The 22,982-nt window shown below is 57.9% G+C and carries 20 protein-coding genes; 5 read left to right on the forward strand and 15 right to left on the reverse strand.

Annotation, left to right across the window (positions count from 1 at the left end; translation table 11 throughout):
* The coding region (locus Q1W15_RS22785; RefSeq protein WP_300733169.1) for an FAD-dependent oxidoreductase at positions 1-153 on the reverse strand (153 nt) is incomplete at its 3' end.
* A gap of 558 nt (positions 154-711) precedes the next feature.
* Between Q1W15_RS22785 and rpoE the strand changes: the two genes are divergently transcribed.
* The 4 genes from rpoE to Q1W15_RS22805 all read left to right on the forward strand — a co-directional run bounded on the left by rpoE (position 712) and on the right by Q1W15_RS22805 (position 4,505).
* Positions 712-1,293 (forward strand): RNA polymerase sigma factor RpoE, encoded by a 582-nt coding sequence (gene rpoE, locus Q1W15_RS22790; RefSeq protein ID WP_274104932.1) that lies wholly within the window; start codon positions 712-714, stop codon positions 1,291-1,293.
* Between the two features lie 30 nt (positions 1,294-1,323).
* Positions 1,324-1,914 carry an RseA family anti-sigma factor gene (locus Q1W15_RS22795; protein ID WP_300732924.1) on the forward strand — a complete coding sequence of 197 codons (591 nt, stop codon included), beginning with the start codon at positions 1,324-1,326 and terminating at the stop codon, positions 1,912-1,914.
* A gap of 8 nt (positions 1,915-1,922) precedes the next feature.
* Complete coding sequence (locus Q1W15_RS22800) at positions 1,923-2,894, forward strand: MucB/RseB C-terminal domain-containing protein (RefSeq protein WP_300732928.1); 972 nt, start codon at positions 1,923-1,925, stop codon at positions 2,892-2,894.
* Positions 2,895-3,065: 171 nt separating this feature from the next.
* Positions 3,066-4,505, forward strand: a complete 1,440-nt coding sequence (locus Q1W15_RS22805; protein WP_300733171.1) for a DegQ family serine endoprotease — start codon at positions 3,066-3,068, stop codon at positions 4,503-4,505.
* A gap of 351 nt (positions 4,506-4,856) precedes the next feature.
* On the opposite strand, the gene Q1W15_RS22810 is transcribed toward Q1W15_RS22805, so the two are convergent.
* The 12 genes from Q1W15_RS22810 to arcD (Q1W15_RS22865) all read right to left on the reverse strand — a co-directional run bounded on the left by Q1W15_RS22810 (position 4,857) and on the right by arcD (Q1W15_RS22865) (position 19,391).
* Complete coding sequence (locus Q1W15_RS22810) at positions 4,857-5,345, reverse strand: RDD family protein (RefSeq protein WP_300732931.1); 489 nt, start codon at positions 5,343-5,345, stop codon at positions 4,857-4,859.
* Positions 5,346-5,439: 94 nt separating this feature from the next.
* Positions 5,440-5,652, reverse strand: coding sequence for a cold-shock protein (locus Q1W15_RS22815; protein WP_198631666.1), 213 nt, complete (start codon positions 5,650-5,652; stop codon positions 5,440-5,442).
* Positions 5,653-6,031: 379 nt separating this feature from the next.
* Positions 6,032-7,156 (reverse strand): glycine cleavage system aminomethyltransferase GcvT, encoded by a 1,125-nt coding sequence (gene gcvT, locus Q1W15_RS22820; protein WP_300732942.1) that lies wholly within the window; start codon positions 7,154-7,156, stop codon positions 6,032-6,034.
* A 17-nt stretch (positions 7,157-7,173) separates the two neighbouring features.
* Positions 7,174-8,550 (reverse strand): L-serine ammonia-lyase, encoded by a 1,377-nt coding sequence (locus Q1W15_RS22825; protein WP_300732945.1) that lies wholly within the window; start codon positions 8,548-8,550, stop codon positions 7,174-7,176.
* A 93-nt stretch (positions 8,551-8,643) separates the two neighbouring features.
* Complete coding sequence (gene gcvP, locus Q1W15_RS22830) at positions 8,644-11,496, reverse strand: aminomethyl-transferring glycine dehydrogenase (RefSeq protein WP_300732948.1); 2,853 nt, start codon at positions 11,494-11,496, stop codon at positions 8,644-8,646.
* A gap of 9 nt (positions 11,497-11,505) precedes the next feature.
* The gene (gcvH, locus tag Q1W15_RS22835; RefSeq protein WP_300732951.1) at positions 11,506-11,889 is read right to left on the reverse strand and encodes a glycine cleavage system protein GcvH; all 384 of its coding nucleotides are present in this window, start codon (positions 11,887-11,889) and stop codon (positions 11,506-11,508) included.
* A 639-nt stretch (positions 11,890-12,528) separates the two neighbouring features.
* Positions 12,529-14,037, reverse strand: coding sequence for a sigma-54-dependent transcriptional regulator (locus Q1W15_RS22840; RefSeq protein ID WP_300733174.1), 1,509 nt, complete (start codon positions 14,035-14,037; stop codon positions 12,529-12,531).
* 108 nt (positions 14,038-14,145) lie between these two features.
* Entirely contained in the window at positions 14,146-14,517 is a 372-nt protein-coding gene (locus Q1W15_RS22845) for a DUF5064 family protein (RefSeq protein WP_300732954.1), read from the reverse strand.
* 58 nt (positions 14,518-14,575) lie between these two features.
* Positions 14,576-15,505: a carbamate kinase gene (gene arcC, locus Q1W15_RS22850; RefSeq protein WP_300732957.1), complete on the reverse strand. Its 930-nt coding sequence runs from the start codon at positions 15,503-15,505 to the stop codon at positions 14,576-14,578.
* 82 nt (positions 15,506-15,587) lie between these two features.
* Positions 15,588-16,598 carry an ornithine carbamoyltransferase gene (locus tag Q1W15_RS22855; protein WP_300732960.1) on the reverse strand — a complete coding sequence of 337 codons (1,011 nt, stop codon included), beginning with the start codon at positions 16,596-16,598 and terminating at the stop codon, positions 15,588-15,590.
* A gap of 75 nt (positions 16,599-16,673) precedes the next feature.
* Positions 16,674-17,930, reverse strand: coding sequence for an arginine deiminase (gene arcA / locus Q1W15_RS22860; RefSeq protein ID WP_300732963.1), 1,257 nt, complete (start codon positions 17,928-17,930; stop codon positions 16,674-16,676).
* 33 nt (positions 17,931-17,963) lie between these two features.
* A complete protein-coding gene (arcD, locus tag Q1W15_RS22865; protein ID WP_300732966.1) occupies positions 17,964-19,391 on the reverse strand; it encodes an arginine-ornithine antiporter in 1,428 nt (475 codons plus the stop codon).
* 444 nt (positions 19,392-19,835) lie between these two features.
* Here arcD (Q1W15_RS22865) and arcD (Q1W15_RS22870) point away from each other — a divergent pair, with 444 nt between their 5' ends.
* Positions 19,836-21,263: an arginine-ornithine antiporter gene (gene arcD / locus Q1W15_RS22870; RefSeq protein WP_300732969.1), complete on the forward strand. Its 1,428-nt coding sequence runs from the start codon at positions 19,836-19,838 to the stop codon at positions 21,261-21,263.
* Between the two features lie 599 nt (positions 21,264-21,862).
* Here arcD (Q1W15_RS22870) and Q1W15_RS22875 read toward each other — a convergent pair.
* Together Q1W15_RS22875 and Q1W15_RS22880 are read right to left on the reverse strand one after the other, a co-directional pair.
* Positions 21,863-22,267 carry a YbaN family protein gene (locus Q1W15_RS22875; RefSeq protein WP_300732972.1) on the reverse strand — a complete coding sequence of 135 codons (405 nt, stop codon included), beginning with the start codon at positions 22,265-22,267 and terminating at the stop codon, positions 21,863-21,865.
* A gap of 58 nt (positions 22,268-22,325) precedes the next feature.
* Entirely contained in the window at positions 22,326-22,934 is a 609-nt protein-coding gene (locus tag Q1W15_RS22880) for a biliverdin-producing heme oxygenase (protein WP_300732975.1), read from the reverse strand.
* Positions 22,935-22,982: the final 48 nt, after the last annotated feature.

Genomic DNA, 22,982 nt, shown 5'->3' on the forward strand with positions numbered 1-22,982 from the left:
GACGCCACCCTGGGCCCAATAAGTCGAACCGTTGGCAAGATCGCCCTTGCTCAGTACGGCGATGCGCAAGTGACCGGGCAGGGTCAGCGCGAGACTCAAACCGGCAGCGCCGCTGCCAATCACCAGAACATCGTGTTGAAACTGTTGGCTCATTTCAGGATTCCGCTCAATGCGACCCGGGTCGGGGTTGGCGCAAGACAGGCGGATGGGCGAGTCGAGACAGCCACACAGCCCACTAGTATATAGAGGGGTGGGGCGGCACAATAGCCGGGTGGATATGGCATTGTGAAACTACTGTGACGGTGAAATGCCGACGCTTTGTCGGAAGATTTTTCCGCCGGTTTTGGGAAAAAGCGACTGTATCGCAGATGAAACATGCTTTTTCCGCTCACGGTTGCCCAATGTCGGCGCGGTCCGTCTATAAATATTTGGAACTTTTGCCAGAGGCCCAAGATCAATAGACAGTTGCCCGAAACAAGGGACAGTGTCGGCTTCAATGCGGAACCTGCGGTTGGGTTCTAGCCGGCGAGCCGATGAAAAGATTATTCGCGCAGCCGGTTTATCCCGCGCTGCGTTTTTCGTGCGTGCCAAATCAGAGCCCGCAGGAAACTTGCTTGGAGGGGGAGAACTTTTGCGAAAAGCCCGAGTCTATGTTTGCAAGTCCGGTCGTTTAGCCATGCAAGCTTCCTCCGAGTTTATCGAGGAGTGTTCATGCTAACCCAGGAAGAGGATCAGCAGCTGGTCGAGCGCGTTCAGCGCGGTGACAAGCGAGCTTTCGATCTGCTCGTGTTGAAGTATCAACACAAAATTCTCGGGTTGATCGTGCGTTTCGTGCACGACACCCATGAAGCCCAGGATGTTGCACAAGAGGCTTTTATCAAGGCCTACCGTGCACTTGGCAATTTTCGCGGCGACAGTGCGTTTTATACGTGGCTGTACCGTATCGCCATTAATACGGCGAAAAACTATCTGGTGTCTCGCGGACGGCGGCCACCGGATAGCGATGTAAGTTCTGAAGATGCTGAGTTCTACGATGGCGATCATGGCCTCAAGGATCTTGAGTCGCCGGAGCGTGCATTGCTCCGGGATGAGATCGAAGGCACTGTCCATCGAACTATCCAGCAATTGCCTGAAGATTTGCGTACCGCTTTAACTTTACGTGAGTTCGATGGTCTGAGTTACGAAGACATTGCGAGCGTCATGCAATGTCCGGTAGGCACCGTGCGCTCCCGGATTTTCCGCGCTCGGGAGGCCATTGATAAAGCCCTGCAACCGTTGTTGCAGGACACTTGAGACAGCGGCGACAGCCAAGAGAGGAACGCCATGAGTCGTGAAGCCCTGCAGGAATCGCTGTCCGCAGTGATGGATAACGAAGCGGACGAACTGGAACTGCGTCGGGTATTGAATGCCTTTGACGATACACAAACCCGTGACACCTGGTCCCGCTATCAGGTGGCACGTGCGGCCATGCACAAGGAGTTGCTGGTTCCGCGCCTGGACATCGCCTCTGCCGTCTCGGCGGCGTTGGCTGAAGAACAGACGCCAGCGAAGGTCGTGCGTGGGCCGTGGCGCAGCATTGGTCGTCTGGCTGTGGCTGCTTCGGTGACCGTTGCCGTACTGGCTGGGGTCAGGTTGTATAACCAGGATGACATCGTCGGTGATCAACTGGCCCAACAAGCCGCTCAGCAGACGTTGAGTGCTCCGATGGTCAAAGGCCCGGCGGTGTTGGCGAACTACAGCGAGAGCAGTGATCAGGCCACCGGCCCGATGGCCAACAGGGTTCTGCAAGGCCAGCCCGGCTGGCAGGATCAGCGTTTGCCCGGGTACTTGCGCCAGCACGCTCAGCAAGCGGCGTTGAAAGGCACTGAAAGCCCTCTGCCGTATGCGCGCGCTGCTAGCCTGGAAAACCGTTAAGGACCCTCATGCGCGTCCTACCTTTGTTACCTCTGTTGCTCAGTGGATGGTTTGTCGTTCCAGCCCAGGCGGATGAAGCCCGGGATTGGCTCAAACGTCTTGGGCAGGCCGAGCAGCAGCAAAGCTATCAGGGCACTTTCGTTTACGAGCGTAACGGTAGTTTTTCTACCCATAACATCTGGCACCGCGTGCAGGATGGAAAAGTTCGTGAGCGTTTGATGCAACTGGATGGTGCAGCGCATGAAGTGGTACGTGCCGATGGACATACTGAATGTGTCAGCGGCAATGCTGCACCACGGATTGCAGATGTGAGTGCAGCCACGGTGCGGCAACTGGAAGTCGATCGGCTGGATGATTGGTACACCATCTCCAAAACCGGGACTACGCGGGTTGCAGGCCGACCTGTTGCGGTCATTGCCCTCACGCCTCGCGATCAACACCGTTACGGCGTCGAGTTGTACCTGGATCGCGACACCGGTTTGCCGCTCAAATCCTTGTTGCTCAATGACAAAGGGCAATTACTGGAGCGCTTTCAGTTTGTGCGTCTCGACACGACTGCACCTGATGACAGCCAGCTCATGCCTACAAGCCAATGCCGATCTGTCCCTCAGAAGATTGAAGGAGCACCTTCGAGTCATGCGGCTCATGCCTGGCACTCTGACTGGTTACCCCCAGGGTTTGAGATCGTCAGTAGCACTGTTCGCCGCGACCCGAAAACCCGCTCTGAAATTACCAGTCTGTTATATGACGATGGTTTGACGCGCTTTTCGGTGTTTCTCGAACCGTTGAAGGGCGCTGCTGCCAGTGATACACGGCTACAGCTTGGGCCGACGGTCGCCGTGTCAAGGCATCTCACCTCACCAGATGGCGACATATTGGCGACGGTGGTCGGTGAAATTCCGATGGGCACGGCGGAACGTATTGCGCTTTCAATGCGCTCGGGTGAGGCCGAACCGGAGCCTGCGGCTCATGAGAACTAACAGATCGAAATGATGAATCGGGGTGTTGAAACATCCATTTTTTATCTTTTTATAGCCCGGCACATGTGAAGGTGCTGGGCTGGCTTTGCTTTAGGACTCTGAAATGAGTCTATGCTGGCTTAAGTTTTTGGTGCCTGTCGCTTAACTCTGCTTGCTACTCACGGGAGCTGTATATCGATGCCTCGATTGAAATCTTACTTACCCATTTTTGCTGCCGTGCTGATGCTGGGCCAAGCCGTGCCGGCCCTTGCTGAAGCGCAGTTGCCTGACTTCACACAATTGGTCGAGCAAGCCTCTCCGGCTGTGGTGAATATCAGCACCACGCAAAAGCTGCCTGAGCGCAGAGCATCCAGCATGGGGCAGATGCCTGATCTGGAAGGGCTGCCACCCGGGTTGCGCGACTTCTTTGAACGTAGCCTGCCACCGGGAAGCCGCGGTGGACCCGGCGGGCAGGGTGGCCGTCAACGGGAAGCCCAGTCCCTGGGGTCAGGTTTTATCATCTCCCCGGATGGCTACATCCTCACCAATAACCACGTGGTGGCGGATGCCGATGAAATCATCGTGCGCCTGTCGGACCGTAGCGAAATGAAAGCCACGCTGGTGGGAACCGATCCGCGTTCCGACGTGGCGTTGCTGAAAATTGATGGCAAAAACCTGCCCGTGCTCAAACTTGGGAAATCTCAGGACCTCAAGGCGGGCCAATGGGTTGTGGCAATCGGTTCACCGTTTGGTTTTGACCATACCGTGACCCAAGGCATCATCAGTGCCATTGGTCGCAGCTTGCCGAATGAAAGCTACGTGCCTTTTATCCAGACGGACGTGCCCATCAACCCGGGTAACTCGGGTGGGCCGTTGTTCAACCTGGCGGGCGAAGTGGTGGGCATCAACTCGCAAATCTACACCCGCTCCGGTGGTTTCATGGGCGTGTCGTTCGCGATTCCAATCGATGTCGCCATGGACGTGTCCAATCAGCTTAAAGCGGGTGGCAAGGTGAGCCGTGGCTGGTTGGGCGTAGTGATTCAAGAGGTCAACAAGGACCTGGCTGAATCTTTTGGCCTGGAAAAACCGGCCGGTGCGCTGGTAGCACAGGTACTGGATGATGGTCCGGCTGCCAAAGGTGGCCTGCAAGTGGGCGATGTAATTCTGAGCATGAACGGTAAGCCCATTGTTATGTCCGCCGATTTGCCGCATCTGGTCGGCGCACTTAAGGCCGGCAGCAAAGCAACCCTTGAAGTGGTTCGTGACGGCAAGCGCAAAACCCTGGACCTGACGGTGGGTGCTATCCCTGATGAAGGGAAAGAGTTGAGTTCACTGGCTGGCGCTGAGCAAAGCAGCAACCGCCTGGGTGTGTCCGTGGTCGACTTGAGCGAAGAGCAAAAGAAAGCCAACGACATCAAAGGCGGCGTCATCATCAAGGACGTGCAGGAGGGGCCTGCCGCCCTGATTGGCCTGCAACCGGGTGACGTGATTACTCACCTCAACAACCAGGCTATCAGTGATGCCAAGCAGTTCACTGAAATTGCCAAGGCACTGCCGAAAAACCGCTCGGTCTCAATGCGGGTACTGCGTCAGGGCCGTGCCAGCTTCATTACCTTTAAGCTGGCGGAGTAAGCCTTCAGCCTGTGATGTGGCGGCCGCAGGCTGCGACAAGGTCCGCAGGATCTTCCAGCAAGGTTTGCTAAGCCACCTATTGCAGTAACCCAAAAGCCCGTATCGCGAGATACGGGCTTTTTTGATTTTTAGAGGTGGGAAGGCGCATTGACGGGGCACCTGTGTGGCCCTTTCGTAGCCTCGTTCTACTCGTCAACGACTACAGGTGTAGTCGCTGCCGCAGGCTGCGATCGATTGCGCAGCAATCGTAAAACCTGAATCCCGGATCAGGCAGGCACACCGCGCTGCCTAGATTCACGACGCCTTCGGTGCCGGACCTAGCCTCGCAAAGCGCGTCAACGACAGGTTGTTTTATTTTTTAGGTTTGGGAATACGGACTAATTGAGTGTTGGAGTACATGTCGTGCCATGTCCGCTTTTGTTTGTCGAACACCGACCAGAAAAACCCCAGGCCCAGGCACAGCCATGAGCCGATGGACACAATAAAACGCAGTAAGGCTTGCCACAGGCTGATTGCGGTACCGTCAGCGTTCTGCACGCGAATGCCCCACACCTGCATTCCCAGGGTTTGCCCGGAGTGGGTCCAGAATTTTGCAAAAAAACCAAACAACACAAAAAATAGCAGAGTGGACAGCAACGGGTCACCGTCCAGCGCACCGGATTCTGAAAGGGCGCGCAGTTTAGCTTCGCCAATAAAAGCCATCATGATCAGCTTGTAGATAAAGGTGGTCACGATCAGCAGCGCTGTGCACAGCAAGAAATCATAGAACATGGCTGCCAGGCGGCGCCCCAAACCCACGGCGGGAAACTCGCCTTGAGGGCTAAGTGGTTGTTTCGACATGACAGGGTCTCGTCAATGAAAAACGCCATCTTACGGAATTGCGGCCATAAAAAAGCCTCTGATGTCACCATCAGAGGCTTTTGAGCGAGAAAGCTTAAGCTTCTGCTTGAACTTCGTCAGCCTGTAGGCCCTTTTGGCCCTGAACTGCGATGAAGGTCACTTTTTGGCCTTCTTTCAAGCTTTTGAAACCGTTGCCCTGAATGGCACGGAAGTGCACGAACAGGTCTGGACCGCTTTCTGGAGTGATAAAACCAAAACCTTTCTCGTCGTTAAACCACTTGACGGTACCGCTCTGACGTTGGGACATTTCTTAATTCCTTGACGCTAACAATGAATGACAGCCTCTTTACCTTTAAAGAGGACTGGTGCTGGGTTGCAGGAAAGTAAGAGACGCAGAACGGGATGTAGCAATCCTGAAGCTACTGCCCAGGTCACGATTCCAGCGACCCATGCAAACACAGTGGGCAAACTCTACGACAACTAAGGATGCAAAAACAAGTCCCTTAAGTGTGACCCGGAGGGCTTGTTTTATATATAACTTTGGGGTTTTTTGTACGCACATTCAGTTATAGGAATGTTCAATTATTTTCGACTTTTATAATCGCTTTTCGCTATCGAAACATCGCACTGGTATGTGGCAGTTGCATGACACGTTAGTGCAGGCGTCATGCAACTTTTTGACGCATTTAGCCCCGGTAATAGCGGTGCGCAACAAACGGCATTTTTGACACTTTCATCGCAACTTGCTTGCCACGTACGATGGCCCAAACGTCTGTGTCGATGGGAGTAAAAGCGCTGTCCAGGTAGCCCATTGCCAGCGGTGCACCCAGGGTTGGGCCAAAACCACCGCTGCTGACGCGTCCGATAATCTGACCGCTCGCATCAACAATGTCAGCGCCCTCGCGCACGGGTGTACGTTCCTGGGGCAGCAGGCCGACCCGTTTGCGTGCAACGCCGTCGCGTTGGCGGGCAAAAATGTGTTCGGCCCCCGGGAAGCCTCCGGCCCGAGGGCCATCAGCCCGGCGGGCCTTGGAGATTGCCCACAGCAGGCTTGCTTCGATGGGTGTGGTGTGTTCGTCCATATCATGCCCGTACAGGCACAGGCCGGCTTCCAGGCGCAGTGAGTCGCGTGCACCAAGGCCAATGGCGGCCACTTCCGGTTCGGCCAGCAGGCGACGCGCCAGGGCGTCAGCGTGGTCGCAGGGCACGGAGATCTCGAAGCCGTCTTCCCCGGTATAGCCCGAACGGCTGACATAGCACTCAATGCCCAGCAGTGTGACCGGGGCAAATTGCATAAACGTCATGTCGGCCACTTCAGGGGCCAGGCGCTTGAGTACGGTAACGGCTTCAGGCCCCTGCAGGGCCAGGAGTGCGCGCTCTTCAAACAGCGGCTCGATCTGGCAGTGGGCCGCCAAATGCGCGCGCAGATGCGCCAGGTCCTGGTCCTTGCAGGCCGCGTTGACCACCAGGAACAGTTGATCGTTACCCAGGTTGGCGACCATCAGGTCATCCAGAATGCCGCCCTGTTCGTTGGTAAACATGGCGTAACGTTGCATGCCCACTGGCAGGTCGATAATGTCGACCGGTACCAGGGTTTCCAGTGCCTTGGCGGCATCGGCTCCGGTCAGGCGAATTTGCCCCATGTGCGACACATCGAACAGTCCGGCGTGTTCACGGGTGTGCTGGTGTTCTTTCATCACGCCCAGCGGGTATTGCACGGGCATGTCATAACCGGCGAACGGCACCATGCGAGCGCCACGCTCAAGGTGAAGGGCGTGCAGCGGGGTTTTTTTCAGGTGTTCGGTGGTCATTCGTGACTCCTTGAAAGTCAGCACTCAATGATGTTGACGGCCAGACCGCCGCGAGCGGTCTCTTTGTATTTGCTTTTCATGTCGGCACCGGTCTGGCGCATGGTGCGGATCACTTTGTCGAGCGAGACAAAATGTTGGCCGTCGCCGCGCAATGCCATGCGCACCGCGTTGATCGCCTTGACTGAGCCCATGGCGTTGCGTTCGATGCACGGCACTTGAACCAGCCCGCCAATCGGGTCGCAGGTCAGGCCGAGGTTGTGCTCCATACCGATCTCAGCCGCGTTCTCGACTTGCTGCACGCTGCCGCCCAGTACTTCGCACAACGCGCCGGCGGCCATGGAACAGGCCACGCCGACTTCCCCCTGGCAGCCCACTTCGGCACCCGAGATCGAGGCGTTTTCCTTGTACAGGATGCCGATGGCAGCGGCGGTCAGCAGGAAGCGCACGACGCCGTCTTCATTGGCTCCGGCGATAAACCGCATGTAGTAATGCAGCACGGCCGGAATGATCCCGGCCGCGCCATTGGTCGGTGCGGTGACCACGCGGCCGCCGTTGGCGTTTTCTTCGTTGACGGCCAAGGCATACAGGTTCACCCAGTCGAGCACTGACAGCGCATCGCGCAAGGCGGCCTCCGGGTGAGCACACAGTTGGCGGTGCAGCGCGGGAGCGCGGCGTTTGACCTTCAGGCCTCCCGGCAAAATGCCCTCGTTGCGACAGCCGGCGCTGACACAGTCCTGCATGACCTGCCAAATGTTCAGCAGGCCGCTGCGTGTCTCGCTCTCAGGCCGCCAGGCACTTTCATTGGCCAGCATGAGCTGGCTGATGGACAGGTGATGGCGGGTGCAATGGTGCAGCAGGTCCTTGGCGGTTTTAAACGGGTAGGGCAGCGGTGTGCTGTCTTCAACGATGCGGTCAGCGCCCGCCGCGCCTTCATCCACCACAAAGCCGCCCCCGATCGAGTAATACTCGCGGCTGCGCAGCTGAATGCCGGCCGCATCCAGGGCACGAAAAATCATGCCGTTGGGGTGGAAAGGCAGGGGTTTGCGAATCATCGCCAGGTGCGATTTTTCATTGAATGCGATGCTGTGTTCGCCCAACAGGTTCAGGCGCCCACTGCTGCGGATCGTGGCCAGGTGTTGCGCCACGGTGTCGGTGTTAACGGTGTCCGGGTGTTTGCCTTCCAGGCCTAGCAACACGGCCTTGTCGCTGCCGTGGCCTTTGCCGGTGGCCCCGAGGGAGCCGTAGAGCTCGGCTTTTACGCAGGCGGTGTGTTGCAGCAGCTCATCACGGCGCAAGCCTTCGACAAACCGCGCGGCGGCGCGCATCGGGCCGACGGTGTGGGAACTGGAGGGACCAATGCCAATCTTGAACAGGTCGAACACGCTTAAGGACATGGGAGCTCCAAGTGGCAAGCTACAAGCCGCAAGGGACAAGCTGAAGCCAACCGGCTTTTAACTTGCAGCTTGCGGCTAGAGACTTATAGCGGCTTAAACATACAGCTCGATGGACGGGCACGCACACACCAGGTTGCGGTCGCCGAACACGTTGTCGACACGGCCGACCGGTGGCCAGTATTTGCCTTCGATCAACGACGCAACCGGGTACACCGCCTGTTCGCGGCTGTACGGGTGAGCCCACTCACCGACCATTTCAGCCGCGGTGTGCGGGGCGTTTTTCAATGGGTTGTCGTCTTTGTCCAGTGTGCCGTTTTCGACACAGCGGATTTCTTCACGGATGCAGATCATGGCCTCACAGAAGCGGTCCAGTTCCTCTTTGGATTCACTTTCGGTCGGCTCGATCATCAGCGTGCCGGCCACCGGAAACGACATGGTCGGCGCGTGGAAGCCGAAGTCGATCAGGCGTTTGGCCACGTCGTCCACGCTGATACCGCTGCTGTCCTTGAGCGGGCGCAGGTCCAGGATGCATTCATGCGCCACCAGGCCATGGCTGCCCGAGTACAGCACCGGGTAGTGCTCTTCGAGGCGACGGGCAATGTAGTTGGCGTTGAGGATAGCCAGTTGCGAAGCGCGCTTGAGCCCTTCGCCGCCCATCATGCGAATGTACATCCAGGTGATGGGCAGGATGCTGGCGCTGCCAAACGGTGCCGCACACACGGCCCCTTCCTTGCGTTCCATAACGCCGTGACCCGGCAGGAACGGCGTGAGATGAGACTTGACCCCGATCGGGCCAACGCCCGGGCCGCCACCACCGTGAGGAATGCAGAAGGTTTTGTGCAGGTTGAGGTGGGACACATCGCCGCCGAACTTGCCCGGTGCGCACAGGCCCACCATGGCGTTCATGTTGGCACCGTCTATGTACACCTGGCCGCCGTTGTCATGAATGATGTCGCAGATCTCGCGGATGCCTTCTTCGAACACGCCGTGGGTGGACGGGTAGGTGATCATCAGTGCCGCCAGATGATCGCGGTGTTCAATGGCCTTGGCGCGCAGGTCCTCAATGTCGACGTTGCCGCGAGCATCGCATGCCGTGACCACCACGCGCATACCGGCCATGTTGGCGGTGGCGGGGTTGGTGCCGTGTGCCGAAGAGGGGATCAGGCAGATATCGCGCCGCTCTTCGCCACGGCTCTGGTGATAGGCGCGAATGGCCAGCAGGCCCGCGTACTCGCCTTGGGAGCCGGCGTTGGGTTGCAGCGAAATGGCGTCGTAACCGGTGGCGGCGCACAGCATCGCTTCCAGTTCGTGGGTCAGTTGCTGATACCCCAGGCTTTGCTCAGCCGGGGCAAACGGGTGCAGGTTGCCAAATTCAGCCCAGGTGATGGGGATCATTTCGCTGGCGGCGTTGAGCTTCATGGTGCATGAGCCCAGTGGAATCATGGTGCGGTCCAGCGCCAGGTCCTTGTCTGCCAGACGGCGCAGGTAGCGCATCAACTCGGTTTCCGAGTGGTAACGGTTGAACACGGGGTGAATGAGGATCGGCGATTGACGCAGCAGGGCCGTCGGCAGCGAGCCGGTGACGGTGCCCGCCAGGGTGTCGAAGTCGGGCAGGGCCTGACCGTCTGTGGCGAGCAGTGCCCACAGGGCGGTCACATCGGCCGGGCTGCTGGTTTCATCCAGTGACAGGCCAAGGCGCTGCTCATCAATTGCACGCAGGTTGATGTGCTGGGTGTGGGCCTTGGCGTGCAGGTCAGCGGTGCGGCTAGCGGTGTTCAGGGTCAGGGTGTCGAAGAAGTGCTCCTGCTCGACGGTCAGCCCCAGTTCGCTCAACCCTTTGGCCAGTATCGCGGTCAGTTGGTGAGTGCGCTGAGCGATCTGCGTCAGGCCTTTAGGGCCGTGGTACACGGCGTACATGCTGGCGATGTTGGCCAGCAGTACTTGCGCGGTGCAGATGTTGCTGGTGGCTTTCTCGCGGCGGATATGTTGCTCGCGGGTTTGCATGGCCAGGCGCAGTGCCGGTTTGCCGTGACGGTCTACCGACACACCGACCAAGCGCCCAGGCATGTCGCGCTTGAACGCATCGCGGGTGGCGAAGTAAGCAGCATGCGGGCCGCCGAACCCCAGGGGGACGCCAAAACGCTGGGCGGTGCCGATAGCCACATCGGCTCCGAATTCGCCCGGCGGGGTCAGCAGGGTCAGGGCCAGCAGGTCAGCTGCGACGGCCACCAGCGCGTTGGCCCCATGGAAGCGCTCAACCAGGTCGTGGTAATCAAACACGTCACCGTTGCTGGTCGGGTATTGCAGCAGGGCTCCGAAGAACGGCGAAACGTCCGTCAGGGTGTGTTCGTCACCTACCACCACCTCAATGCCCAGCGGTTCGGCGCGGGTGCGCAGCACGTCGAGGGTTTGCGGGTGGCAGTGGCTGGAGGCAAAGAAGCGGTGGCTGGATTTGTTCTTGCTCAGGCGCTTGCAGAACGTCATGGCTTCGGCGGCGGCGGTGGCTTCATCCAGCAACGACGCGTTGGAAATCGGCAGGCCGGTCAAGTCGCTGATCAAGGTCTGGAAGTTCAGCAAAGACTCCAGGCGGCCTTGGGAGATTTCAGGCTGGTACGGGGTGTAAGCGGTGTACCAGGCCGGGTTTTCCAGCAGGTTACGCAGGATCGGTGAAGGCGTGTGGCAGTTGTAATAGCCTTGGCCAATATAGGTCTTGCACAGTTGATTCTTGGCCGCGATGGCTTTGATTGAGGCCAGGGCGTTGGCTTCACTCTGGCCGGCCGGCAGGTTGAGCACACTGGTGCCCTTGATGCTGTCCGGGATCACGCTGGCGCTGAGGGCTTGCAGCGAGTCAAAGCCCAGGAGGGCCAGCATGGCCTCTTCGTCGGCCTGGCGCGGGCCGATGTGGCGGGCGATAAATTCATTGGCGGTGCTGAGCGTGATGGTCATGGCGGCTCCTCAGGCTTGGGCGTTGGCTTTGATCAGGCGCTCGTAAGCGTCTTGATCAAGCAATTGAGCAACGGCGTTGGCATCCGCTGGCTTGAAGCGGAAGAACCAGCCTTGACCCAGCGGGTCTTCGTTGACCAGCTCCGGGCTGTCATCAAGGGCCGGGTTGACCTCAATCACTTCACCGTTCAATGGCATGTACACGCCGCTGGCGGCCTTGACGGACTCTACAGTCGCGGTTTCTGCCCCTTTGTCGTAAACCTGCAACTCGGGCAATTGCACAAACACCACATCGCCCAGAGCGTTTTGCGCAAACGCGGTAATGCCCACGGTGACGGTGCCGTCAGCTTCGGTCCGCAGCCATTCGTGATCTTCGGTAAAACGCAATTCGCTCATGGAAACTCCTCAAGGCCAGACAGGTCTGGTGGTCACAGTTGAACGCTCGACAGGGCGAGCTTATTGCAGTGTTCTTTGCAAGATGGCGGCCAGTTTGTAAAAAACGTTATATATCAATTAGCTATGTTGTTTTGCTGGGCAAAGTTTTGCGCGTGCTGTAATGAAATCGCTACAGTGCGGGCGTAATTAAAAATTCAAGCGGATCAAAGCCTTGGGCGGCTGCGGATTAGCGTGACTGTATCGATATCGTTCCAATGGAATGAATTCAATACGTCAACCCCGGAGTAGGAGCGAGCTTGCTCGCGATCTTTTGATCTTGTACAGACCGGACACATGGTTTAGGGGCCCTTTAGATCAAAAGATCACGAGCAAGCTCGTTCCTACAAACGCTGCCATCCGTGATCCGTAGGAGCAGCCGGTCGACGCTCGATTGCTCGCGATCTTTTGATCTTTAAAAGCGCAATAACGCCGCGCTGTCGTTCAGCAATCCTATCCATTGCTGCGGTCACGGCCACTTAAGGTTCCGGCTTTACGCCGTGCCACTTTGAAAAGCTGTACAGACCGGACACATGGTTTAGGGGGCCCTTTAAATCAAAAGCCAGATCAAAAGATCGCGAGCACGCTCGCTCCTGCACAGGATCAGGTTTTTCCAGGAATGCCGTACTTGCGCAGTCGATGAGCGATGGCCGTGTGTGAGGTTTGCAGGCGGCTGGCCAGTTGGCGCGTGGAGGGGTAGTTGACGTAGAGCTTTTCAAGCAAGGCTTTTTCGAAGGTTTCGACTGCCTGTTCCAGGGTTTCGACATCGGTGTCGCTTTGCCGGGCTACTGATGTGCCTGCAATGTCGAGGTCACCGATGTCGACCATGCTGCTTTCACAAATCGCGGCGGCGCGGAAAATGATGTTCTGCAATTGGCGCACATTGCCTGGCCAGCGGTTACCCAACAAGGCCGGGTAGGTGCCCGGTGCCAGCCGGCAGACCGGGCGCTGAATCTGGGTGCAGGCCTGCTGCATGAAGGTGCGGGCCAACAGCAAAATATCCTGGCCGCGCTCGCGCAGGGGCGGCACTTCGAGGCTGAGGACGTTCAAACGGTAGAACAGGTCTTCGCGAAACGTGCCTTCGCTGACCATTTTTTCGAGGTTGCGGTGCGTGGCGCTGAGGATGCGCACATTGACCTTGACCTCGCGCTCGCCACCCACCCGACGAAAGCTGCCGTCACTCAAAAACCGCAACAGTTTGGCTTGCAGGTACGGCGACATCTCCGCAATTTCATCCAGGAACACCGTGCCATGGTTGGCCAGTTCCATCAGCCCCGGTTTACCTCCGCGTTGTGCCCCGGTGAAGGCCCCTGGCGCATAACCGAACAGTTCGCTTTCTGCCAGGTTCTCCGGCAATGCGGCGCAGTTAAGCGCAAGGAACGGGGCGTTAAAGCGGTCACTGATGGCATGGCAGGCGCGGGCTACCAGCTCTTTGCCGGTGCCGGTTTCGCCCTGGATCAGCAGCGGTGCGTCCAGGGCGGCTACCCGCTGCGCCCGGGCTTTGAGGGTGCGAATGGCGGGCGAGTCGCCGAGCAGGGCGTCAAAGCCTTCGGCGTGGTCGTGGTGCAGTGCGGCCAGGCGCTCACCGATTCGGCTCGGTTGGTAGAAGGTGAGCAGGGCTCCGGCATCGGTGATCGGGGTGGCGTCGAGCATCAGCGGGTGCCCGTTTAGCGTGACTTCGCGCAGGGGTAGGCGAAAACCGTTCTCCAGCAGGCTTGCCAGCAGCCCCGGGGCGGTAAACAGGTCGTCGATGCTTTCGCCGGTCGGCTCGCGCCCATACACGGCAATCAGCGCGGGGTTGGCCAGCAACACATGACCGGCGCTGTCCAGCGCCAGCACCGGGTCGGTCATGGCGGCGAGCAGCGCGTCAAGCTGCAGGTGGCGGCGCTGCCCGGGCAGGATGTCGACGACGGTGACCGCCTGCACGCCCTCGACGTTGAACAACGCCTCGCGCAACTCATCAAGGACTTGCGCGCTGAGGGTCGGCGCATCGATGTACACATTGGGCGGAATCATTTCCACCGCATCCAGGTTGAGGTTACGCCCGCCCAGTAACGCCAGAACTTCCTGGGTAATGCCGACACGGTCGATAAAACTGACATGGATACGCATGGGGACGATAAACACTTCTGGCCTGCGGGTGGCCAGTATGACCGGGCGGGGCAGATTGGTGAAATCGGCAACAGCAGGCGCGAGTTTTCTCGCACCTGCCGGGGCAGGTTATTCGAGGTGTTCGGGTTTGATCGGGTCACCCAGGTTGTGGCCCAGTTGTTCGCGGACGTCTTTAAACATCATGTCGTAGTACTTGTGCATTGAACGAAGGTCGGCATGGGCTGGAATGCCGTATTTTTTCGCAATTTCGAAGCCTTTACTGGCGAAGTTGTAGAACTGATCCTTGGGCAGGACAAAGGTCTCTTTGAAGTCTTGAACGCCTTTGCGGCCTTTAACCTGGCCATGCATCTCGAACTGCATCGATTTGCCCTCCTTGGGATCTTGAACGACCTGGTAGTCAATTTTGATGTCATACCCAAAATCCCCCGGTTGCAGCGGCTCACGGTGAATATGCAGGTGACCGGGTTCGAACGAGGCCATAGGGGTACTCCTTGGGCGATGAAGGTAAAAGGGCAGACCGCAAGGCCCGCCCCGGGGTTCAGAAATACGTGATGCCAGGTTTCTCGGTACTGACGCGCGTACCTGCAGTCCCTTGAACAATAGCTTCGATATCCGCCAGTGCGCCGATCACGGCAGTCTTGCCGGTCTTGCGGGCAAATTCACAGGCCGCCTCGACCTTGGGCCCCATGGAACCTGCGGCAAAGCCGAGTTTTTCCAATTCATCCGGGTGAGCGTGTGAAATCCCTTTTTGGGTCGGTTTGCCCCAGTCGATGAAGGCGGCGTTGACGTCGGTGGCGATCACCAGCAAGTCAGCGGCCAACTGCTGAGCCAGCAGCGAGGACGCCAGGTCCTTGTCGATCACCGCTTCGATGCCTTCAAGCTTGCCGTCTTCGTTGTACATGGTCGGAATGCCGCCGCCGCCTGCGCAAATCACAACGGTGCCTTTTTCCAGTAGCCATTTGATCGGGCGAATTTCGAAGATGCGTTTGGGCTTCGGGCTGGGCACGACGCGGCGGAATTTGTCGCCGTCGGGCGCGATGCTCCAGCCTTTTTCAGCGGCCAGGCTTTTGGCGTCAGCTTCGCTGTACACCGGGCCAATCGGTTTGGTCGGCTTCTGGAACGCCGGGTCCTTGGGGTCCACTTCCACTTGAGTCAGCAAGGTGGCGAACGGTACATCCTGTGGCAACAGATTGCCCAGTTCCTGCTCGATCATGTAACCGATCATGCCTTCGGTTTCTGCACCCAGTACGTCCAGCGGGTAAGGGCTGACGGCTGTATAAGCGGCAGCTTGCAGCGAGAGCAGGCCCACTTGCGGCCCATTGCCGTGCGCGACGACCAGCTCGGTACCGTGGGCGATGCAGGCGATTTGGGTGGCGGCGGTGCGGATGTTTTCGCGCTGGTTCTCTGCGGTCATGGGCTGGCCGCGACGCAGGAGGGCGTTACCGCCCAGTGCAACGACGATACGCATAAAAAATGTCCTTATAGAAGGGTATGTCACAAAAGCCGGGAGCTGTGGGAGCGAGCAGGGTCGCTCCCACAGAGGCACATCCTTAGATATCAGCCAGCGCTGCGACGAGAATGGCCTTGATGGTGTGCATGCGGTTTTCGGCTTGTTCAAAGGCAATGTTGTAAGGCGACTCAAACACTTCCTCTGTCACTTCGATACCGTCCTTAAGGTTCGGATGATGCTCGGCCACATCCTTGCCGACCTTGGTTTCACAGTTGTGGAACGCGGGCAGGCAGTGCATGAATTTCACGCGGATATTGCCGCTGGCTTTGATCAAGCCCATGTTCACCTGATAAGGCAGCAGCAGTTTGATGCGCTCGTTCCAGGCTTCAACCGGCTCGCCCATCGATACCCACACGTCGGTATGGATAAAGTCCACGTCTTTGACGGCTTCTTTCGGGTCTTCGGTGAGGGTGATTCTGGCCCCGCTGTCTTTGGCGAATGCTTGGCACTGTTTGACGAACGACTCTTCCGGCCACAGCGCTTTGGGCGCGGCGATACGCACGTCCATGCCCAGTTTTGCACCGATCAACAGCAGCGAGTTACCCATGTTGTTGCGGGCATCCCCCAGGTAGGCGTAGCTGATGTTGTGCAGCGGCTTGTCGCTGTGCTCGCGCATGGTCAGCACGTCAGCGATCATTTGCGTGGGGTGAAATTCAGCCGTCAAGCCGTTGAACACCGGTACGCCGGCGTATTTGGCCAGCTCTTCGACGATTTCCTGTGCGAAGCCGCGGTACTCGATGGCATCGAACATGCGGCCCAACACGCGGGCGGTGTCTTTCATGCTTTCCTTGTGACCGATTTGCGACGACACCGGGTCAATGTAGGTGACGTGCGCGCCCTGATCGTGGGCTGCCACTTCGAACGCGCAACGGGTGCGGGTCGAGGTTTTTTCGAAGATCAGTGCAATGTTCTTGCCTTTGAGGTGCGGCTCTTCAGTACCGGTGTACTTGGCGCGCTTGAGATCACGGGACAGGTCCAACAGGTAATGCAGTTCACGTTGGGTGTGGTGCACCAAACTGAGCAGGCTGCGGTTTTTCATGTTAAACGCCATGGGGATCTCCTGGGGTATGCCGGGTCAGTTGCGCCGGCCCCTCGTGGGGGCGGGCGCCGCAATCAAATAAATGAATCAATAGTCGATGGGGTCACGCACGATCGGGCAGGTCATGCAGTGACCGCCGCCACGGCCGCGGCCCAGTTCGGATGCACTGATGGTGATGACTTCGACACCGGCCTTGCGCAACAGCGTGTTGGTGTAGGTGTTGCGGTCATAACCGATCACCACGCCCGGCTCCAGCGCCACCACGTTGTTGCCGTCGTCCCATTGCTCGCGTTCTGCGGCAAAGGAGTTACCGCCGGTTTCTACAACGCGTAGCGCCTTGAGGTTGAGGGCCTTGGCGACCACGTCGACAAAGCTGGCTTCTTCACGGCGCACGTTGATGCCGTCGGCTTTGCTCTCGTCCGGGTACAGGGAGAACGCCACGATCTGGTTCACGACTTCAGGGAAAATCGTCACCAGGTCGCGGTCGCAGAAACTGAACACGGTGTCCAGGTGCATGGCAGCGCGGGACTTGGGCAGACCTGCCACGATGACGCGCTCAACCGCTTTGTTCTTGAACAGGTTTTGTGTCAGTTGGCCGATGGCCTGGCGCGAGGAGCGCTCGCCCATGCCGATCAGTACAACGCCGTTGCCGATAGGCATCACGTCCCCGCCTTCAAGGCTGGCGTTGCCGTGATCCACTGTCGGGTCGCCGTACCAGACCTGGAATTCGGCGTTGGTGAACTCCGGGTGGAACTTGTAAATCGCCGTGGTCAGCAGGGTTTCCTGCCGGCGTGCAGGCCAGTACATCGGGTTCAGCGTGACGCCCCCGTAGATCCAGCACGTGGTGTCACGGGTGAATTGAGTGTTGGGCAGTGGCGGCAGGATAAAGCTGGTGTGGCCCAGGAAATCACGGAACATCTGGATGGTTTTGCCGCCGAAGCTGTCCGGCAGATCGTCGGCGGACACACCGCCAATCAGGTACTCGGCCGCATGGCGCGGTTCCAGACTTTTGAGCCAGGATTTGACTTCGTTCACCAGACCCACACCCACTTGGTTGGGTGTGACTTTATGGTCCAGGATCCAGTCCAGTGCCTCGGGCATGGCAACGATATCGGTCAGCAGGTTGTGCATTTCCAGGACGTCTATGCCACGATCGCGCATTTTGGTCACGAAATCGAAGTGGTCACGTTTGGCCTGGTTGACCCATAGCACGTCATCGAATAACAGTTCATCGCAGTTGTTCGGGGTCAGGCGCTGGTGAGCCAGCCCCGGGGAACACACCATAACCTTGTGTAGCTTGCCGGCTTCAGAATGCACGCCGAACTTCACTTTTTCCGTGGTCATTACCGTCATCCTCCAAAGTACATAAACAGGGTGTTACAGGGTCAGGAAGCCGTCATAGAGGCCATAGGCCGCAAACAAGGCACCAATCACTACAGCGGCAAAAATGACTTTCTCGATGCTGGTGAACACTTGCTGGCCACTTTCACGTTTGGCCTTGGCGAACAGGATGGCACCGGGGGCATACAGCAGGGCCGACAACAGCAGGTACTTGAGGCCACCGGCATAGATCAGCCAGACGGCGTAGATCAGGGCAATCGAGCCGATGATCAGGTCTTTTTTGCGTTCTGCCATCGCGTTTTCATAGGTCTCGCCCCGCACCGCCAGCAGCAGGCCGTAGGCCGCCGACCAGAGGTAAGGCACCAGGATCATTGAGGTCGCGAGGTAGATCAGTGACAGGTAAGTGCTGGCCGAGAACAGGGTGATGATCAAGAACACCTGCACCATCGCGTTGGTCAGCCACAGGGCGTTGACCGGCACGTGGTTGGCGTTTTCCTTTTTCAGGAAGGCCGGCATGGTGTGGTCTTTGGCGGCCGAGAACATGATCTCGGCGCACAGCAGCACCCACGAGAGCAAGGCCCCGAGCAGTGACACAATCAGGCCGACGCTGATCAGCACCGCGCCCCAATGCCCCACCACATGCTCAAGCACGGCGGCCATTGACGGGTTCTGCAGTTTCGCCAGCTCAGGCTGAGTCATGATGCCCAGCGACAGTACGTTCACCAGTACCAGCAACAGCAGCACAGTGATAAAGCCGATCACCGTCGCTTTGCCGACATCCGAGCGTTTTTCGGCGCGGGACGAGAAAATGCTCGCCCCTTCAATACCGATGAACACCCACACCGTCACCAGCATCATGTTGCGCACCTGGTCCATCACACTGCCCAGGTCCGGGTTTTTCAGGCCCCAGATGTCACTGGTGAAGATATCCAGTTTGAACGCGAACACGGCAATCAGAATAAACAGAATCAGGGGCACAACCTTGGCAACGGTGGTCACCAGGTTGATGAACGCCGCTTCCTTGATCCCGCGAAGTACCAGAAAGTGCACGGCCCACAGCAGGACAGAGGCCCCGATAATGGCGGCGGGGGTGTTGCCTTCACCGAAGATGGGGAAGAAGTAGCCCAGGGTGCTGAACAGCAGCACAAAGTAGCCGACGTTGCCCAGCCAGGCACTGATCCAGTAGCCCCAGGCGGATGAGAAACCCATGTAATCGCCGAACCCGGCTTTGGCGTAGGCGTAAACGCCGCCGTCGAGGTTGGGTTTGCGGTTAGCCAGGGTTTGGAAGACAAATGCCAGGGTCAGCATGCCGACGGCCGTGATGGCCCAGCCGATGAGTACGGCCCCTACATCGGCACTGGCGGCCATGTTTTGTGGCAACGAAAAGATACCGCCGCCAATCATTGAGCCAACGACCAGTGCAACCAACGCACCCAATCGTAGTTTTCCAGGAGTATCAGACATTTGCAGTGACTCCATCCGGGAGAAGTGAGGCTTAAAAGGTTAGTCCGTTGTTTTTTTTAGCCAATTGATATGGGTCAGGGCATATCTACATTCCGTTGTTTGTTGTGCAGGGATGTCGCATTTACGTCTTTTTCAGGTGCGTGCGAATACCCACTTTAGAGCGCTTGCGCTCAAGTATTGAGAAGGGTGGGTTACGGTGTTATGGGGATTGAAACTAGCCACTATTTTCAAATTTGCAAATGCAATTGCGATGTTTCATCTACGCTTGCATACCTTAAAACTGCCGTTTGTCTGAGCCCTGTTAATGACGGCTTGATAGAACATGTTGTTCTATAAAGAGGGATCGCTTATTTCGTCAATTAAGTAAACGCGTGAAGTGGGCTTTTATTTAGCCGCTGCCCTTACACACCCAGGCTTAACCATGGATCGGACGCAGAGGTCGTGATGTCACAACAGCCACAAAAACTAAGGCTTAACGCGTTGATTGCGTTGGTCGTCGGCTCAATGATTGGCGGCGGTATCTTTTCGTTGCCGCAAAATATTGCCGAACGTGCGTCGGGCGGGGCGGTGCTGATTGGCTGGGCCATCACGGCCGTCGGCATGCTGGCGCTGGCATTTGTCTTCCAGACGCTGGCCAATCGCAAACCGGAACTCGACTCGGGCGTGTATGCCTACGCCAAGGCTGGTTTCGGCGATTACATGGGCTTTTCGTCCGCCTGGGGTTACTGGATCAGTGCCTGGCTGGGCAACGTCGGCTACTTTGTGTTGTTGTTCAGCACTTTGGGCTACTTTTTTCCGGTATTTGGCCAGGGCAACACACCGATTGCCATCGGTTGCGCCTCGCTGTTGCTGTGGGCGGTGCATTTTCTGGTGATGCGAGGCATCAAGGAAGCCGCGTTCATCAACCAGTTGACCACGGTCGCCAAACTCGTCCCCATCGTGATGTTTATCGTGTTGGCGGGGGTGGCCTTCAAGGCGGATATTTTTACGCAAGACTTTTGGGGCGCTCAAACCCCGAGCCTGGGCAGTGTGATGGACCAGGTGCGCCACATGATGCTGGTGACCGTGTTTGTGTTTATCGGCATTGAAGGGGCCAGCGTGTACTCGGGGCGTGCCGAAAAACGCTCGGATGTGGGCAAGGCCACGGTGATCGGTTTTCTTGGCGTGCTGGCTTTGTTGGTGCTGGTGAACGTGCTGTCGTTGGGCATCATGACCCAGCCGGAGTTGGCCAAACTGCAAAACCCCTCGATGGCGGGCGTGCTCCGGCATGTGGTGGGCGATTGGGGGGCGATTCTGATCAGCATCGGGCTCGCCATTTCACTGCTCGGCGCGCTGCTCTCGTGGGCGTTGTTATGCGCGGAAATCCTGTATGCCACGGCGAAAGACCACACCATGCCGGCTTTCCTGAAAAAGGAAAACGCCAACCATGTGCCGGTCAACGCGCTGTGGTTGACCAACACGATGATCCAGGCATTCTTGATCATCACCCTGGTGTCGTCTGGCACCTACACCGGGCTGATCTACCTCGCGTCGTCGATGATTCTGGTGCCTTATTTGTGGTCGGCCGCCTACGCGGTGTTGCTGTGCGTGAGAGGTGAGACGTACACGGGGGCGAACCGTCGGCGGGTCAAGGACCTGCTGATGGGGGCGATTGCGCTTATCTACGCCATATGGCTGTTGTATGCGGCCGGTCCCAAGTACCTGCTGCTGTCAGCGTTACTGTATGCGCCGGGCATTATTTTTTTCGCCAAGGCCAAACGAGAACAACACCAACCGTTGTTCAAACCGTGGGAAAAAGTGATTTTCGGGGCGGTGATCGTGACGGCGCTGGGGGCCGCGTATGGCTTGTATAGCGGGGCGCTGACGCTTTAGGGCTCATGCCCACAGGTTCAATCGGTAGGAGGGGCCACTGCGTAAAACCTGCGTTCGGCCAGCGTGGTTTAAGGGGGGGCCTTTAAATCAAAAGCTAGATCAAAAGATCACGAGCAAGCTCGTTCCTACAGGTCTTGCTTCGTGGTCCTGCTGCGCAAAACCGGTGTGAGGCCAGCGTGGTTTGAGGGGGCCCTTTAGATCAAAAGCATGCTCTGTAGGAGCGAGCTTGCTCGCGATCTTTTGATCTTGTACAGACCGGACACATGGTTGACGGGGGCCCTTGGATCAAAAGCCAGATCAAAAGATCACGAGCAAGCTCGTTCCTACAGGTCTTGCTTCATGGTCCCGCTGCGTAAAACCAGCGCGAGACCCGCGTGGCTCAAGGGGGTAGCCGCTCACGCGTAGGAACAGCCGGTCGACGCTCGATTGCTCGCGATCTTTTAACCATAAATCAGGGTCTACGAGCGCTACGCAATCGATCGCAGCCTTCGGCAGCGACTGCATTCTTTTGTGCCGCTGACGAGGTACGAAGGCTGCGACCCACTCTGATAGGCGCATTGGTCGTGGGGAAGCGAAAGACAGTTGGCTCCTACCGTCGGTCATTCACTGGTCAACGGCAGGTGTTCCGGCCGTGACCAGATCCACAGGTTGCCCATGCTCATGCCGGCAATGGCGAGATAAACCGGCCAGTCATGGTCGAGCACATACAGCATCAAGCCTGCGCAGAGCGCCATGCTGATGGTCGCGCTGACTTTGGCTTTGCGTTTGATGATTTTACCGTTGCGCCAGTTGGTCAGGATCGGGCCAAACAAACGGTGGTTTTCGAGCCAGGCGCTCAGGCGCGGGGAGCTTTTGGTCGCCGCCCAGGCCGCGAGCAAAATGAATTCGGTGGTCGGTAAACCGGGAATCACGATAGCGATCAGGCCAATGCCCAAGCTGACGTAAGCGAGCAGGCCGAACAGGATGCGAGCAATTTTGGACGACGATTGGGTTTGGCGGGTCATAAGCTCAAGACGCTGAAAAGGATGCCCGACCGCGCAAGGCGGGCCGGGCAGATCACGCTTAAGCTTCTGCGGTTTCGCCAGCGTAAGCGTGTTCCAGTAATACAGTGAAACGTTCAAAGGCGGCTACAGCACCTTTGTCGAGGTCGGCTTCTTCTTCGGCGCTCAGTTCCAGTGCGTCGAGGGTTCTGATGAAGCTCTTCCAACCTTCCGCACGGCCGCCAGCAGGCTCGCCCAGGTGGCGTGCGCCGAACGTTTCGCTCAGATCCAGCGCAACGGCACGCTTGATCAGGAAGGCTGCGCCCAGCTTGGAGCCTTCCGAAACAAAGATCCAGCCCAGCGCTTCGGCTTTGCTCGGCGAGTTTACCGCGCCAGGAACGGCAGCAGGCACTTCAGTGTTCAAGTCAGCCAGGTCAGCCTTGGCTTGTTCTGCGCGGCAGCGCTCGGGCAGATCAGCAACGATTTCCTTCAAGGCAGCGTCGGTGTACAGCGCTTGCAGTTCCGATTGGAACAGGTACTGAGCCACGACAAAACGGGCGAAATTTTCACGGGTGTCGAAGGGCTTGTGCGCTTTTACCAGGGCGTCGAGCTTTTGATGCGGCTCGTTTGTGATCTGGTTTATCCGTTGTGAGCGCAGGGCAGGGCGCGAGGCGGTTTCTGGAGTGGTCATGCAAAAGTCCTTGAGAATGAGATGCGCTTTGTAACTAGACGAACCAGA

This window comes from Pseudomonas sp. (assembly GCF_030150285.1).
Lineage (GTDB): Bacteria > Pseudomonadota > Gammaproteobacteria > Pseudomonadales > Pseudomonadaceae > Aquipseudomonas.